Source organism: Arthrobacter halodurans, assembly GCF_041877255.1.
Taxonomy (GTDB): Bacteria; Actinomycetota; Actinomycetes; order Actinomycetales; family Micrococcaceae; genus Arthrobacter_N; species Arthrobacter_N halodurans.
On sequence record NZ_JBHDLJ010000005.1, the window covers coordinates 36,087 to 48,719 of the forward strand.

General features: G+C 71.6%; 19 protein-coding genes. 10 read left to right on the forward strand and 9 right to left on the reverse strand.

The window, feature by feature from the left end:
* Window positions 1–38: 38 nt before the first annotated feature.
* On the forward strand, window positions 39–1,502 hold the full coding sequence (locus tag ACETWP_RS07830) for a protein adenylyltransferase SelO (RefSeq protein ID WP_373971670.1): 1,464 nt from the start codon (window positions 39–41) through the stop codon (window positions 1,500–1,502).
* Between the two features lie 139 nt (window positions 1,503–1,641).
* Entirely contained in the window at window positions 1,642–1,827 is a 186-nt protein-coding gene (locus ACETWP_RS07835) for a hypothetical protein (RefSeq protein WP_373971671.1), read from the forward strand.
* 30 nt (window positions 1,828–1,857) lie between these two features.
* Here the strand turns inward: ACETWP_RS07835 and ACETWP_RS07840 are convergent, their stop codons facing one another.
* On the reverse strand, window positions 1,858–2,151 hold the full coding sequence (locus ACETWP_RS07840; RefSeq protein WP_373971672.1) for a hypothetical protein: 294 nt from the start codon (window positions 2,149–2,151) through the stop codon (window positions 1,858–1,860).
* Window positions 2,152–2,251: 100 nt separating this feature from the next.
* Window positions 2,252–3,814 carry a sensor histidine kinase gene (locus ACETWP_RS07845; RefSeq protein WP_373971673.1) on the reverse strand — a complete coding sequence of 521 codons (1,563 nt, stop codon included), beginning with the start codon at window positions 3,812–3,814 and terminating at the stop codon, window positions 2,252–2,254.
* Between the two features lie 168 nt (window positions 3,815–3,982).
* On the opposite strand from ACETWP_RS07845, the gene ACETWP_RS07850 reads away from it, so the two are divergent.
* Window positions 3,983–4,729, forward strand: coding sequence for a response regulator transcription factor (locus ACETWP_RS07850; RefSeq protein WP_373971853.1), 747 nt, complete (start codon window positions 3,983–3,985; stop codon window positions 4,727–4,729).
* A 26-nt stretch (window positions 4,730–4,755) separates the two neighbouring features.
* Here ACETWP_RS07850 and ACETWP_RS07855 read toward each other — a convergent pair whose 3' ends face one another.
* From ACETWP_RS07855 to ACETWP_RS07865, 3 genes are read right to left on the reverse strand one after another with little or no spacing between them, the layout of a single operon-like run.
* Complete coding sequence (locus tag ACETWP_RS07855) at window positions 4,756–5,178, reverse strand: hypothetical protein (protein ID WP_373971674.1); 423 nt, start codon at window positions 5,176–5,178, stop codon at window positions 4,756–4,758.
* On the reverse strand, window positions 5,168–5,779 hold the full coding sequence (locus ACETWP_RS07860) for an Asp23/Gls24 family envelope stress response protein (RefSeq protein WP_373971675.1): 612 nt from the start codon (window positions 5,777–5,779) through the stop codon (window positions 5,168–5,170). Before ACETWP_RS07860 ends, ACETWP_RS07855 begins: the two co-directional genes overlap by 11 nt.
* Window positions 5,770–6,402: an RNA polymerase sigma factor gene (locus ACETWP_RS07865; protein ID WP_373971676.1), complete on the reverse strand. Its 633-nt coding sequence runs from the start codon at window positions 6,400–6,402 to the stop codon at window positions 5,770–5,772. The genes ACETWP_RS07860 and ACETWP_RS07865 overlap by 10 nt, the downstream gene beginning before the upstream one ends.
* A gap of 338 nt (window positions 6,403–6,740) precedes the next feature.
* Here ACETWP_RS07865 and ACETWP_RS07870 point away from each other — a divergent pair, with 338 nt between their 5' ends.
* The 5 genes from ACETWP_RS07870 to ACETWP_RS07890 all read left to right on the forward strand — a co-directional run bounded on the left by ACETWP_RS07870 (window position 6,741) and on the right by ACETWP_RS07890 (window position 9,236).
* Window positions 6,741–7,262: an Asp23/Gls24 family envelope stress response protein gene (locus ACETWP_RS07870; RefSeq protein WP_373971677.1), complete on the forward strand. Its 522-nt coding sequence runs from the start codon at window positions 6,741–6,743 to the stop codon at window positions 7,260–7,262.
* A gap of 92 nt (window positions 7,263–7,354) precedes the next feature.
* A complete protein-coding gene (locus tag ACETWP_RS07875; RefSeq protein ID WP_373971678.1) occupies window positions 7,355–7,537 on the forward strand; it encodes a hypothetical protein in 183 nt (60 codons plus the stop codon).
* Window positions 7,534–7,968: an Asp23/Gls24 family envelope stress response protein gene (locus tag ACETWP_RS07880; RefSeq protein ID WP_373971679.1), complete on the forward strand. Its 435-nt coding sequence runs from the start codon at window positions 7,534–7,536 to the stop codon at window positions 7,966–7,968. Before ACETWP_RS07875 ends, ACETWP_RS07880 begins: the two co-directional genes overlap by 4 nt.
* On the forward strand, window positions 7,965–8,534 hold the full coding sequence (locus ACETWP_RS07885; RefSeq protein ID WP_373971680.1) for a DUF6286 domain-containing protein: 570 nt from the start codon (window positions 7,965–7,967) through the stop codon (window positions 8,532–8,534). The genes ACETWP_RS07880 and ACETWP_RS07885 overlap by 4 nt, the downstream gene beginning before the upstream one ends.
* Before the next feature lie 81 nt (window positions 8,535–8,615).
* Window positions 8,616–9,236 carry an Asp23/Gls24 family envelope stress response protein gene (locus ACETWP_RS07890; RefSeq protein WP_373971681.1) on the forward strand — a complete coding sequence of 207 codons (621 nt, stop codon included), beginning with the start codon at window positions 8,616–8,618 and terminating at the stop codon, window positions 9,234–9,236.
* 47 nt (window positions 9,237–9,283) lie between these two features.
* Here the strand turns inward: ACETWP_RS07890 and ACETWP_RS07895 are convergent, their stop codons facing one another.
* The 4 genes from ACETWP_RS07895 to ACETWP_RS07910 form a co-directional block, all read right to left on the reverse strand.
* A complete protein-coding gene (locus ACETWP_RS07895) occupies window positions 9,284–10,162 on the reverse strand; it encodes a sulfite exporter TauE/SafE family protein (protein WP_373971682.1) in 879 nt (292 codons plus the stop codon).
* A gap of 62 nt (window positions 10,163–10,224) precedes the next feature.
* A complete protein-coding gene (locus tag ACETWP_RS07900) occupies window positions 10,225–10,521 on the reverse strand; it encodes a rhodanese-like domain-containing protein (RefSeq protein ID WP_373971683.1) in 297 nt (98 codons plus the stop codon).
* 89 nt (window positions 10,522–10,610) lie between these two features.
* Window positions 10,611–11,201, reverse strand: coding sequence for a rhodanese-like domain-containing protein (locus ACETWP_RS07905; RefSeq protein ID WP_373971684.1), 591 nt, complete (start codon window positions 11,199–11,201; stop codon window positions 10,611–10,613).
* 119 nt (window positions 11,202–11,320) lie between these two features.
* Window positions 11,321–11,719 (reverse strand): hypothetical protein, encoded by a 399-nt coding sequence (locus ACETWP_RS07910; RefSeq protein WP_373971685.1) that lies wholly within the window; start codon window positions 11,717–11,719, stop codon window positions 11,321–11,323.
* Window positions 11,720–11,935: 216 nt separating this feature from the next.
* Between ACETWP_RS07910 and ACETWP_RS07915 the strand changes: the two genes are divergently transcribed.
* Together ACETWP_RS07915 and ACETWP_RS07920 are read left to right on the forward strand one after the other, a co-directional pair.
* On the forward strand, window positions 11,936–12,256 hold the full coding sequence (locus ACETWP_RS07915; protein ID WP_373971686.1) for a GYD domain-containing protein: 321 nt from the start codon (window positions 11,936–11,938) through the stop codon (window positions 12,254–12,256).
* Between the two features lie 118 nt (window positions 12,257–12,374).
* Window positions 12,375–12,632: a hypothetical protein gene (locus tag ACETWP_RS07920; RefSeq protein ID WP_373971687.1), complete on the forward strand. Its 258-nt coding sequence runs from the start codon at window positions 12,375–12,377 to the stop codon at window positions 12,630–12,632.
* Window position 12,633 lies beyond the last annotated feature (1 nt).

The window sequence follows — 12,633 nt, forward strand, 5'->3', positions numbered from 1 at the left end:
CCGGACGCGCCACCCCGACGCCGGAGTAGTCTCGAGGGATGAGTACCGCAGCCGAGCCCGCCGTCTCCCTCGAGGGGCGCTTCGCCCGGGAAGTCGCGGAGATGGCCCTCCCCTGGCAGGCCGAGGAGGCCCCCGATCCGCGTCTTCTCGTGCTCAACGAGCCGCTCGCCGCCGAGCTGGGCCTGGATCCCGCGGCACTGCGCGGACCGGAGGGCGTGCGGCTGCTGATCGGCAACCGCGTCCCGCCCGGTGCCACGCCGGTGGCGCAGGCCTACGCCGGCCACCAGTTCGGCGGATACTCGCCCCGGCTGGGTGACGGGCGCGCGCTCCTGCTCGGCGAGATCGTCGACGCCCACGGCCGCCTCCGCGACATCCACCTCAAGGGATCCGGCCGCACCCCCTTCGCCCGCGGCGGCGACGGCCAGGCCGTGGTCGGGCCCATGCTGCGGGAGTACGTCGTCAGCGAGGCGATGCACGCGCTGGGCATCCCCACGACACGCTCCCTCGCCGTCGTGGCGACGGGGCGCCCGGCCCTCCGCGAGCGCCTGATGCCGGGGGCCGTGCTGACGCGCGTCGCCGACAGCCACCTGCGCGTGGGCAGCTTCCAGTACGCGCACGCCGCGGGGGACATCGGACTCCTGCGCCGCCTGGCCGACCACGCGATCGCGCGCCACCACGGCGGTGCCGCGGCGGACGCGAACCCCTACCTCGCTCTGTTCCGGGCCGTGGTCGCGGCGCAGGCGCGGCTCGTGGCGCGGTGGATGCTCGTGGGCTTCGTGCACGGGGTCATGAACACCGACAACATGACCATCTCGGGCGAGACCATCGACTACGGTCCGTGCGCCTTCATGGAGGCGTTCGACCGTTCCGCGGTCTACAGCTCGATCGACGAGGGCGGGCGCTACGCCTACGGCAACCAGCCACTCGCCGCGGAATGGAACCTGGCCCGGCTCGCCGAGTCGCTGCTGCCCCTGTTGCACGAGGACCCGGAGCGGGCGGTCGCGCTCGCCGAGGAGTCCCTCGGGGCCTTCCGCGAACTCTACGGCGCCGCGTGGTCGGCCGGGATGCGGTCCAAGCTCGGCCTCCCACGGGACGCCGACGACGACGCCGCCGCGCCCCTGGCCGACGAGCTGGTCGCCCTGCTGCAGGAGAACCGCGTCGACCACACGTCCTTCTTCAGGAACCTGGCCGAGGCCGGACGGGGCCGGGCCGATGCCGCTCGCGCGATGTTCCCCGACCCGGCCGCGTTCGACGACTGGACGACGCGCTGGAGCGCCCTGGACCCGGACCCCGACGCGATGGACCGCGTCAACCCGGTCTACATCCCCCGCAACCACCTCGTCGAGGAGGCCCTCGCCGCCGCGACGGAGGGGGACATGGATCCGTTCGGGCGGCTGCTGGAGGCGGTCACGCGCCCCTATGACGAACGGCCCGGGTGGGAACGCTACGCGCGGCCCGCGCCGTCGGACTTCGGCGACTACCGGACGTTCTGCGGCACCTGAGCCGGCGGGAGGAAGTCGGGGCGAACGACGACGAACGCGGGCCGCGGGGGCTACGGTGGACAGGGGCGTGCCCCAGGTCCCGCCTTCCACGACCAGCCGCCTTGACGGCGCGGCGAATCCACACCACAGGAGCGAGCACATGGACGACCAGACACACGACGAGACCACGACGCCGGCCGAGGGGTCCGGGGCGGGCAAGGCCGACCGCGAGTCGGCGGAATGGACCGGCGGCCGGAAGGTGGAGACCCCCGAGAAGGGCGACCCGGCCGACCTGCCGGAGCTCGAGGTGGAGGAAGACAGCCCGGTGGAGCCGGAAAACAGCTGAGCCCATGCTGGGCGGGTCGGGGCCCGGCGCCTAGCGCCGGGTGACCAGCTCGAGGAGTTCCGCCAACTGCTCGGCGTAGACGACGCTCAACAGAAAACCGGAGAGGGACAGCCCCGCACCGACCGCAGCGACGAGGCCCCACGCCTGCCATCCGATGTCTTGCCCCGGCGCCTCGGCCGCCGCGGCGCCGGGGCCCACGGACGCGGGACCCACGGCCCCATGGCCCACGGCAACGCGGCCGTTCCGCCGCGTGGCCACGACCCGCCACGCCAGCAGGGCGGCAAAGACGGCGAGGGCGATCAGCGGCCAGCTCCACACCGGCACGTCATTCGGCTTTCCGTACCGGGGCCGTTGCCGGCCGCGGGCGGGGACCGGCGGGGTTTCGGTGGTCTGCGTGGCTCATGCCCCATGGTCTGTCCGCCCCTTAGACCGTCCCTATATCGGACCTGTGCTTCTCCTGTGAGCCGCCGGGCGCGGCGTCGGGGTCGGCCGCCGGTCCGTCACCCCGGCCGGGCAGCCGGACGGTGAACGTGGTTCCGTCCGCCGTGCTCCGCACGGAAATCCGTCCCCCGTGGGACTCCACGATCCCCTTGGCGATGGCCAGGCCCAGCCCGTGGGTGCCGCTGCGGTCGGACCGCGAGGCGTCGGCCAGGGCGAAGCGTGAAAACACGAGCTCGATGAAGTCCTCAGGGATGCCCGGGCCGTCGTCTGCCACGCTGAGCAGCGTGTCGCCATCGGGTGCCGCGCGCACCGACGTGGTCACCGTGGTGCCCGGCCCGGTGTGCCGGTGCGCGTTGGACAGGAGATTGATGAGGACCTGGCGCAGCTGGCCGGGGTCGGCGCGGACAGTCAGGGGATGGTCCGGAACCTCGAGGATCCACCGGTGGTTCGGTGCGGCGACGCGGACGTCGTCGACGGACTCGACGACCAGCTCGGTCAGGTCGACGTCTTCCCTGGCGGCGGGGTTGTTCTCGTCCAGGCGGGCGAGGAAGAGCAGGTCGTCGACGAGGGACGTCATGCGCCGGGCTTCCGCATCCACCCGGGAGAGGGAGGCCCGGCCGTCCGGGCCCAGGTCCTCGGCGAGGCGGATCATGTCCGCGTAGCCGCGGATCGAGGTGAGCGGGGTCCGGAGTTCGTGGCTGGCGTCGGCGATGAATCGACGCAGCCGCAGTTCGCTCGAGTGCCGGGCGCTGAACGCGCCGTCGATGTTGTCGAGCATGCGGTTGAACGCGTGCCCGAGGCGCCCCACCTCGGTCCTCGCCCCCGCGATGCCGTCGGGGACCCGTTCCACCGTGGCGACCTCGCCCTCGTTCAACGACAAGCCCGCGACCCGCGTGGCGATTCCGGACAACTCCTCGAGCGGTCGGAGCGTGCGGCGGATGACCACCGTGCCGATCACCGCGGCCGCGGCGAGACCGGACGCCGAGGCGATGGACATGGTTCCCGTGAGCGAGGACAGGGTGGCCTCGGCGTCCGCCAGGGGCAGGCCCGTCACGATCACCTCCCCGTCCCGCTCGCGGGACTGGGCCACGAGCCGGTAGTTGCCCACCGAGAGCTCCCGGTCCGCTGCGGTTCCCTCGGCCACGAGGCCCTCCAGGATCTCCTCGTCGGCGGGCGTGAGGTCCTCCACCCGGCCATCGGGGGTGAAGACCCCGGCGCGGTCCATGCCCTCGGGGCGGATCCGGGCGTTCAGGGTCGGAGGCCCGTGCCCGCGTTCCACCAGCGCCGTGTCCTCGTAGACCCGGAACTGGCGCTGGGAACGCAGGGCGCCGCCGGCGGCGCGCTCCAGTTGCTCGTCGAGTTTCGTCGACAGGAACTGGTCCATGGCGCGATGGACGGAGACCCCGATCGCGAGGCAGATGACGGCCAGGAGGGCCAAGGTGATCGCGACGAGCTTGCTCCGCAACGGCCAGTGGGTGAACGCGCCGACGCGGCGCCGCGTCCCGGCCGGGGGCGGGGGGTTGGTGATGGCGGTATGTTCGGGCATGCGTGGCACCTTACTCGTCGCCGTTCCGGCCGGGCCGGAAGGCCCCCGATTTTGGTCGCCACTGTAGCCCAGAGACCGCGGACGACGGCAGACGGGGCGGCCGTGCCTGGAGGGGACTATTCTGGGCGCAGGACCGATCCGATCGGAACGGAGGGGCGCGAGCGCATGATGGCCGAGGACTTCACCCGCTTCACGGTCGATCTGCCCAGGCTGCGCAGGTCCGACGGGACCCCGATCCGTGCTTTGGTGGTCGACGACGAGCCACAACTGTCGGACCTCGTGCGGATGGGTCTGCAAATGGCCGGCTGGAGAGTCGCCGTGGCCCACGACGGGTCGTCGGCGGTGCGGATGGCCCGCGAGTTCGTCCCGGACGTGTTGGTGCTGGACGTCATGATGCCAGGCCTCGACGGCGTCGAGTCGCTGCGCCGCATCCGGGCCTTCGCCCCCGCGGTGCCCGCGGTCTTCCTGACCGCCAAGGACGCCGTCGAGCACCGGATCCGGGGACTGGCGGCGGGCGGCGACGACTACGTGACCAAGCCGTTCAGTATGGAGGAGCTGATTCTGCGCCTCCATCGGCTGCTGGTGCGTTCCGGCGCGGCGGCCGCACGCCAGTCCGAACTGGTGGTCGGGAACCTGGTCCTGAACACGGACACGCGCGAGGTTTCCCGCGGGGGAACCGAGATCGGCCTCAGCGCGACCCAATTCGAACTGCTGCGCTACCTCATGGCCAACGCCAAGACCGTGGTGAGCAAGGCGCAGATCCTCGACCACGTCTGGAACTACGATTTCGGCGGACAGAACAACGTGGTCGAGCTGTACATCTCCTACCTGCGCAAGAAAATCGACGCCAGCAGGCCGCCGATGATCCACACGGTCCGCGGCGTCGGTTACGTGATCAAGCCCGCAGACGGCTGACACCCCACGGCGCGTCTCGCGGAATCCTAGGGCATGGATGCGGATCCGCCGTCGAACGGTGCGTCTTCGATGGCCAGGATCGTGACATCGATGCGGCCGACGGGGAATCCGGCGCGCTGGACGGTCCCCGCCGCCGCGGCCTGGATGCGCCCCGCCACGCCCAATGCCGGGTGACCCATGTCGGTGGCGATGTCGATGTGCACGTTGAGTGCGCCGTCGGCCATCGACAGGATCAGGCCGTCGCGGGTGGCCACGGCCGGGTCGGCGCTTGAGTGCCGCAGCGTCTCGTGCAGGCTGTTCATGGAGGCGATCTTCACACGCTTGAGGACGCTACGCACCGTCGGCTCCAGGCGACGCAGCCCGGGCTCGCCCGCGAGCGCCGTCGCGAGCATGTCCGCCACCGTTTCGAGATCGACGATGTCGGCTTCGAAAGGCCGGTCAGACGTCATAGAGATCCTCGACGACGACGTCGATCTGCCGCATGGCGATGGACGTCTGCGCCAGGACAACCGCCCCGATCCGTTCGCGCAGCAGGATCATGGTGTCGTGGATCGCCACGGTCGCGGACAGGGCCACGACCAGGGTGACGCGGAGATCGTTCACGTCCACGGGGCCCGTGGGCGAATGACCGTCGGTGTTCGAGCCGATGCCGCAACGGCGGGCGCGGACCCCGGGCAATGTCGATGCCGCGAACCGGACCAGACCGTTGAGCGCATGCTCGCTGATGTCGATCGTTCCCAGCGCGGTGGTGGCCAGCCGGGCCCGTCGGCCGCGTCGAACCTCGGCGCGGGCGACCATCATGATCGCCTCCTTGACCCGGGAGCTCGGATGCAGGTCGTGGTCCTCCCGGTCGCGGGCACGCAGGGACGCCGTGACCGCGGCGAGATGGTGCAGCGAGTCGCGCGCCCTGCGGCACTCCTCGCACGACCGCTCGTGGGCGGTCGGCGGCCGGTCGATCGACGCCCACAGCCCGTCCAGATCGCGGCCGCAGCCCAGCCGTGCGCGGTCGGGTCGGGGAGGTCCCGGGGGCCGGTCGTTGGTCAGCGCCATGACGCCATTCCTTCCGCCAGAAACCGCTTCGCCCGGGCGATGCGTCCACGCACGGTGCTCTCGGACACCTGCGCGATCCTCGCGATCTCGCAGTAGGAGAACTCGTGCACTTCCCGCAAGAGCCAGCACGCGCGGGGGCCGGGCGGGACGGCCCGGAGCAACACCGCCAACGCGCGCATCTGCGCCTGGATCTCGCACTCCCGCGCGGGGTCCCCGGCGGCGCCACCGGCCATCACATCCCCGCCGTGGACCGGTGGTGCGTCCTCCAGGTCCTCCAGGGCCATCGGATCCGAGGGGTGCCGCTTGCGGCTGCGGAGGGCATCCAGGCACTTGTTCGTCGCCGACCGGTAGAGCCAGGGAACGAAGGTCTGCGGGGAGGCGAGATGCGGCAGGCCCCGCCAGATGGAGATGAACGTCTCCTGCACCACGTCCTCGGCCGCGCTGCGGTCGTTGAGCATCCTGTAGCACAACCGGTAAACACCGCCCTGATGTGCAGACACCAACCACTCGAAGGCCTTCGCGTCCCCGTCCTGGGCGCGCGAGACGATCGTGGGCTCGTCGAGCGCTTCGGGAGACGCCACCGCCGGGCCGACCGGCGGGGACTCCTCGGCGGGTGGGGCCATCCCGGCTTCCGGCCGCGGAGCCCCGTGCGATGAATGCCGGGGAATCCCTGGCGCGTCGCCCCGTTCCATCGGAACCCTTCCCTCGCGGCGTCGACCACGGGTCCGTGGGGTGAACTCGGCGGCGCGTCGGACCCGGGCGCGCCAACCACCTGCCGCACCCGGTGGCGGCGTGGCGCGGCATAAGTCAAAGCTCCCGCGAATCACCGTGGTTGTCCAGAGATGCACCGGGGCAAAAACGCTGCTCTTGGGCCAATCCCGGATCCGGCGTGAGGATTCGCCGGGGGCGGCGTCTTTACGTGTGTACCGCAGGAATTTTTCACCGAGGAGATGCGATTCAGATGGCAGACGATCAGAGCTCAGCCGCACGCCGCCCCGTGGTTTCCGCCACCGGGGGGGAGCAGGGCCTCCAGACGGAGCGGGAGACCACGGCAGTCGAAAAGGTCCGGAAGGCTGGGCCGCTGCAAACGGATCGCGGCAACACCACCATCGCGGAAACCGTCGTCCAGAAGATCGCGGGTATCGCGGCGCGCGAGGTCCCCGGCGTCTACGCGATGGGTAGCGCCGGGCGTCGCGTCTTCAGCAGCCTCTCCGAGCGCATCCCCGGTTCCCAGATCAATGTCAGCGGCGGCGTGGCCGTGGAAAAGGGCGAGCGCCAGACCGCGATCGACCTCACGATCGTCGTCGAATACGACGTCTCGATCGTGGAAGTCAGCCAGATGATCCGCCGCAACGTCATCGCCGCCGTGGAGGACGCCACCGGGCTCGAGGTCATCGAGGTCAACATCGACGTCACCGACGTGCACCTGCCCGAGGACGACCACAAGGACGCCAGCGTCTCCGGCCACGCCGCACTCGAGTAGCCGCGGGCCCCGGACCGCCACGCGCGCCACGCAACCCCACGCGGCGTGCCCCGTCAGATGTTGACTCTCGTGCAGTAGGAAAGGCGCAGAACATGAGCACCACATCCATGGGCCTCCTGACCGGCCTCGTACTGGGATGGGCGGCGGCCTTCGGCGGCTTCCCGCAGTTCCTGATCGTCGCCGTGTTCGGGGCGATCGGCCTGCTGGTCGCCCGCGTCATCGAGGGCAAGCTTGATCTGGGCGCCCTGACCGGACGCTCGAGCACGCGTCGATGAGCCCGGAAGCCGGGCGGCCGGACCCCGAACCAGCCCACCGAGACCGCCCCGAAACGCAGCGGACGGCGGATCCCGCCGTGCGTGGTCGCCTGACCGTCGCCGAGAGGGCCATCGAAAAGATCGCGGGCCAGATTGCCGCCGAAGTGCCGGGCATCAGCGGCTCGGCCGGAGGATTCCTGGGCATCGGCACGCGCAGCGACGAAGACGCGCGGCCGAAGGTGAGGGTTTGGCTCAGCGGCGCGGTTGCCTCGATCCATGTGAGTGCCGGCGTGCGCTACCCGGCACCCCTGCGGTCGACCACGGAGCTTCTCCGCCGGGAGATCCGGGAAAAGGTCGGCAGCCGGTGCGGCGTCGACGTCCGTCAGGTGGACATCGACATCGAGACCCTCGTCGCCTCGGCGCGTTCCACCGGCCGCAGGGAGCTGCAATGAGTCCCCGACCGGTTTCACAGGGGCTGCGCCGCCGCCCGAGCCGCTCCGGCCCGGCCACCATCGCCGCGCTGGTGCTTCTGGCCGGCGCGACGACGGTGGCCTGGGCCGCCATCAGCCGACTCGTGACGGGAACGTGGCCCGCGTTCACGGACGCCGCGCGCGAGGCCGTCTCCCCGCTTGCGTGGGACAGTCCCGCCGTCTGGGCGGCCGCGATCCTGCTCGTGCTGCTCGGGTTGGCTCTCTTGCTGGCGGCGATCCTGCCGGGACGGCACACCACCGCGCGCCTGGTGGGCCCCGGTGGAGGCGACGCGCGGTCCTCGGAGGCGGTCATCAGCCGCCGCGGTCTGGCGAGGATCTCCGCCGCGCATGTCGACCAGACCGACGGGGTCGATTCCAGCTCGATCCGGGCCTCGGCCAAGAAGGTCGAGGTCCTCGTCAAGACCCCGCTGCGCGATGCGGGAGAACTCCCCGGGGGCCTCCGGGACTCCCTCGCGCGGAAGCTGCGAAGCCTGGGCCTCGAACCGGTCCCGAAGGTGGTGGTGCGGGTCCGCACGAGCAACGACTGATCCCCCGTCACGGCCCGCCGGCTGGCGGCCCGTCCCGGCGGCGCCCACCGGCGCCCGTCGCCTGTTCGAAAGGAAGCAAACATGAGGGAAACGGCAGGCAGGCTCAACCGCACGTGTCTGGCCGTGCTGGGACTCGTGGCTGTGGTGCTCGGTGCCGTCGCGATCCTCTTGGCGAGCGGCCACGCACAGTCCCTCGCGCGGTCCGCCGCCCCGGGGATCCAACCGGCCGCCCCGGGCGACCGTGTGCTTCCCCCCGGCGTCCAGGACGTCTTCGCATCCGACATCGCGGCCGTCATCATGGCGACCGCGGCGGTGGTCGTGGGAATCCTGGCCCTGTTGTGGCTCCTGGCGCAGGTTCCCCGGCGCCACCAGGCCCGCGCGTTCCGCCTGCACCGGGACGACGGTCTCGACGGGTACACCCGGTGCGGGCCCCAGGTGGTCGCCGGTGCGGTGGAGGCGGAAGCCGAGGCCATTCCCGGCGTCAACTCCGCCTCCGTGCTGCTCCGGGGGAGCTCGACGCAGCCCGAGGTGACCCTCGACTTGAGGGTCGACGACCGCGCTGACCTCCAGGACATCCTGCGGCGCATCCACGAAGACGTCGCCCCGAACCTCGAGTCGGCGCTGGAGGCCCCCCTGCGCAAGATCGGTGTGCTCTTTAATGTCTCTGCCCACCGGGCCAGCGAGAGGTCGGCGGTCCTGTAGGCCCGGCCGGTGCCGGCCGGCCGCCTTTCCGCGGAGCCGCCAGCGCCTCAGCCCACGGCGCCCGCAGGCGCTGGCTCGCGGCGGAGCGGACACTTCGGGACGGCGAACCAGCACACGGCCGCCGCCACCGCCAGCGCCGCGGCGGTGACTCCGACGACCAGCCCCGCGGCCCCCGGCAGTTCCTGGACCAGGACGAAGACGCCCATGACCAGGACGAAGACGCCGAAACCCTTGCGCAGCGCAGCCTCGGGGATGCGTCCCGCGAGTCGGGTGCCGACCAGCGATCCGAGGATCGCGGCGGCGGTCACGCCTCCGACCAGCGCCCAGTCCAGACTCACGCTCGTCAGGTAGCCGCCGAGCCCCGCGAAGGACTTCATGGCGATGACGACCAGGGAGGTGCCGACGGCCACCGGCATGGAGAGTCCCCCCAGGAGGGCCAGTGCGGGCACGACCAGGAATCCGCCCCCCGCGCCGACGAGGCCGGTGACCAGCCCGACGACGAGGCCCTCGAGGACGACCTTGCCGACGGGAAGTTCGCCGTCGTGCGCCTTCGCGGCGGTGTTCTTGCGTCCCCGGATCATGGCCAGGGATGTCGCGACCATCATGAGGGCGAACGCGATCATGAGGATGGTGCCGGGGATGCGGCCGCCGAGCAGGCCGCCGCCGAAGGCCCCGACCATGCCCGCCGCGCCGAAGATGAGGCCCGTGCGCCACTTCACGCGCCCCTTGCGGGCGTGGGAGACGGCGCTGAAGGCGGAGGTGGCGCCGACGACGAAGAGCGACGCGGCGATGGCCTCCTTGGGCTGCAGTCCCGCGACGTAGGTCAGGATCGGGACGGTGAGGATGGACCCCCCGCCGCCGAGCAGGCCGAGCGAGAGCCCGATCACCACCGAGAGCAAGAGGGTCACTGCGAGCGCGACGGTCATGGTTGGGTCCTTGTCGTTTGGGGCGGGTCGGCGGCGGCTGTGGTTCGGGTGGCGGGCGGGCGCTACGCGGCGGGCAGGCCGGCGCGCTGCCAGGCGATCATGCCGCCGCCCATGGTGTCGGCCGTGTAGCCGGCGGCGTTCAGGGCGTCGGCGACGCGCGCGCTGCGGTTTCCGCTGCGGCAGACCACGATGATCGGTCGGTCCTTCACGAGTTCCCCGAGTCGGGTGTCCAGCTCGCCCATGGGGATGTGCAGGGCCCCGGGAATCATGCCCTCGGCGACCTCGAAGTCCTCACGGACGTCGAGGATCTGGTCCGAGGCGCGGCGGCGGTCGGCGTCGGCGATGGTGATTTCGGGCATGGTTTCTCCTTCGGTGCGGTGCGGTGTGGTGCGGTGGGGGTGGTTCCCCGCGGGGGCGTGGTGCCGGCGCGGGGAACCGGAAGCGGTGGTCAGGCCGCGGCGGGGATCCGGTTGATGGCCGTCTCGGCGGACGGCTCGTCGGCGACCTTGTTCCAAGGCATCTTCGACAGCGCCTGGCCCATGGCGCAGGTGTTCGTCGCGGCCGAGAAGGTCAGGCCGGTGCCGATCGCGCCCGCGAGCACGCGCAGCTTCGGGGACACGAACTTGCCGGCGATCAGGCCGACGACGACGAGCGAGCCGGCGACCATCCGGACCTGGCGCTCCAGGTCCCAGCGCTGGGCGCCGCGCACCACGTCACCGCCGGCGGCCGCGAAGCCCGGCACGCCGCCGGTCAGCACCAGCGCGGTGCCGATGCCGGAAGAGCCGAGGCGCTGGCGGGCCTGTTCGGCGCGGACGCCGGACTGGCAGACCAGCACCACGCGCTGGCCGAGGCGCTCGGCGAGGGCGTCCGCGTGCTCGGACAGCAGGGGCAGGGGCACGTTGTACGAGCCACGGATATGCATGGTCTCGAACTCCGCGGCGGAACGGACGTCGATGACGACGAGGTCCTCGTGCTCGGTGATCCACTCGCGCAGGGTCTGCGGCTCGAGGGCGGTCAAGGTGGTGGTCTCGGAGGCCAAGGGGTGTCTCTTCCTATCGGAGCGGTTGGTTCTCCTCTAGTCTGACACATACCCCCTAGGGTATCCAAACATCATCGGGCGGGCCTGCGCAGCGCGGCTCCCTCGGCGCCGACGGTTTGCTAGCCCGACGGTTGCGCGGTCACCCGCGGGACGCACCGCAGCCCGTCGCCCGCGCCCGTGTAGATCTCGGCGAACGCCACGTCCGTCGCCTCCCCCGGAGACAGGGTGAAGGTGTCCTCCTGCATGCCCAGGACGTCGGCCTCCGGGCCGCGGACCACGGAGAACCGGACGACGTAGGTGTTCTGGGCGGCGCCGACGTTGGTCAGCAGGGCCTTGCCCCTCCACACGTCGTTCTCGCCGGGGCCGCAGACGAATCCGCTGAGGAGATCGGGACCGGCGGACGGGCTGGCGGTGACGGTCACGGTGTCCGGCGCCTCGGCGTCCCCGCCGGAGCCCGCACATCCGGCCAACGCCAGCGCGAGGAGGGCGGTTGCTGTTGCGGAAGAAAGGGGCCTCATCTGCCGAGGGTAGAACACGGCCCGTCCCGCGGGATCACCCCGCACGGGTGAAACACGGGGAGCCCGCACGGAGCGTCGAACAACCGTTGTCTGCGCGGCCGGGGAGGCCTACTGTTTCCGCAAGCCCAGATTGGGACCAGCTCCGGGACCGCGCCGCACGGGTGTTGATCGTCCCTGCGGAGGACCCCGTCCTGGAGATCACGGACGGGAAAGACGATGACCAAGTACCTTTTCGAAGCGACGTACGTGGGCGAGGGCATCAAGGGCCTCATGCGGGAGGGCGGCACCCGCCGCCGCGACGCGCTGGTCAAGGCGCTGGAGTCCGTCGGGGGGTCGCTCGAGAGTTTCTACTACGCCTTCGGGGACACCGACGTCCTGGGTGTCTTCGAGGTCCCCGAGCAGTCCGACGCCGCCGCCCTGGCGCTGATGATCAACTCGACCGGGACCGTGCGCGTGCGCCTGCGGCCGCTCATGGAACCGGAGGACATCGACGCCGCGGCGCAGAAGACGCCCGCGTACCGGCCCCCGGGTCAGTAGCGGGCCGGGTCGGTGCCCGGCGCGGGTCGGGCCCGCTGCCGTCCGGTGCCGGGATATTCCCGGATTCGGCCTGCGCCGAATCGTGGAGGCGCGCCGGAGACCGGAGGAATCTGGGTGCATGACAACCCACAGCATGGCCGAAGAGGTCCTCGGCACCCGGTCCACCATCCGTCCGAACCCCACCGCGATCCTCCGCCGCCCCGTGCCGGACTCCTTCCTCGTCCGGGGCCTCCGCCGGACGTCCTCCGGGGCGTCGGCGGCGTGGCGCCGCGTCCGCGCATCCTGGAACGCCGGCGCCGTCCTGGACTCCCGGCTCGAGCAGGTCCGCGAGGACGCCCGGCAGATGTTCTACGCCCAGGGCGGCGGGCGCCGCTAGG

What these genes read in the sequence shown, in the direction of transcription:
- ACETWP_RS07850 (WP_373971853.1), top strand. Translation starts at nt 3,983, where the DNA reads ATGGCCGAGGACTTCACCCGCTTCACGGTCGATCTGCCCAGGCTGCGC.
- ACETWP_RS07895 (WP_373971682.1), bottom strand. Translation starts at nt 10,162, where the DNA reads ATGACCGTCGCGCTCGCAGTGACCCTCTTGCTCTCGGTGGTGATCGGG.
- ACETWP_RS07920 (WP_373971687.1), top strand. Translation starts at nt 12,375, where the DNA reads ATGACAACCCACAGCATGGCCGAAGAGGTCCTCGGCACCCGGTCCACC.
- ACETWP_RS07865 (WP_373971676.1), bottom strand. Translation starts at nt 6,402, where the DNA reads ATGGCCCCACCCGCCGAGGAGTCCCCGCCGGTCGGCCCGGCGGTGGCG.
- ACETWP_RS07910 (WP_373971685.1), bottom strand. Translation starts at nt 11,719, where the DNA reads ATGAGGCCCCTTTCTTCCGCAACAGCAACCGCCCTCCTCGCGCTGGCG.
- ACETWP_RS07890 (WP_373971681.1), top strand. Translation starts at nt 8,616, where the DNA reads ATGAGGGAAACGGCAGGCAGGCTCAACCGCACGTGTCTGGCCGTGCTG.
- ACETWP_RS07880 (WP_373971679.1), top strand. Translation starts at nt 7,534, where the DNA reads ATGAGCCCGGAAGCCGGGCGGCCGGACCCCGAACCAGCCCACCGAGAC.
- ACETWP_RS07860 (WP_373971675.1), bottom strand. Translation starts at nt 5,779, where the DNA reads ATGGCGCTGACCAACGACCGGCCCCCGGGACCTCCCCGACCCGACCGC.
- ACETWP_RS07835 (WP_373971671.1), top strand. Translation starts at nt 1,642, where the DNA reads ATGGACGACCAGACACACGACGAGACCACGACGCCGGCCGAGGGGTCC.
- ACETWP_RS07875 (WP_373971678.1), top strand. Translation starts at nt 7,355, where the DNA reads ATGAGCACCACATCCATGGGCCTCCTGACCGGCCTCGTACTGGGATGG.
- ACETWP_RS07845 (WP_373971673.1), bottom strand. Translation starts at nt 3,814, where the DNA reads ATGCCCGAACATACCGCCATCACCAACCCCCCGCCCCCGGCCGGGACG.
- ACETWP_RS07855 (WP_373971674.1), bottom strand. Translation starts at nt 5,178, where the DNA reads ATGACGTCTGACCGGCCTTTCGAAGCCGACATCGTCGATCTCGAAACG.
- ACETWP_RS07900 (WP_373971683.1), bottom strand. Translation starts at nt 10,521, where the DNA reads ATGCCCGAAATCACCATCGCCGACGCCGACCGCCGCCGCGCCTCGGAC.
- ACETWP_RS07915 (WP_373971686.1), top strand. Translation starts at nt 11,936, where the DNA reads ATGACCAAGTACCTTTTCGAAGCGACGTACGTGGGCGAGGGCATCAAG.
- ACETWP_RS07885 (WP_373971680.1), top strand. Translation starts at nt 7,965, where the DNA reads ATGAGTCCCCGACCGGTTTCACAGGGGCTGCGCCGCCGCCCGAGCCGC.
- ACETWP_RS07830 (WP_373971670.1), top strand. Translation starts at nt 39, where the DNA reads ATGAGTACCGCAGCCGAGCCCGCCGTCTCCCTCGAGGGGCGCTTCGCC.
- ACETWP_RS07870 (WP_373971677.1), top strand. Translation starts at nt 6,741, where the DNA reads ATGGCAGACGATCAGAGCTCAGCCGCACGCCGCCCCGTGGTTTCCGCC.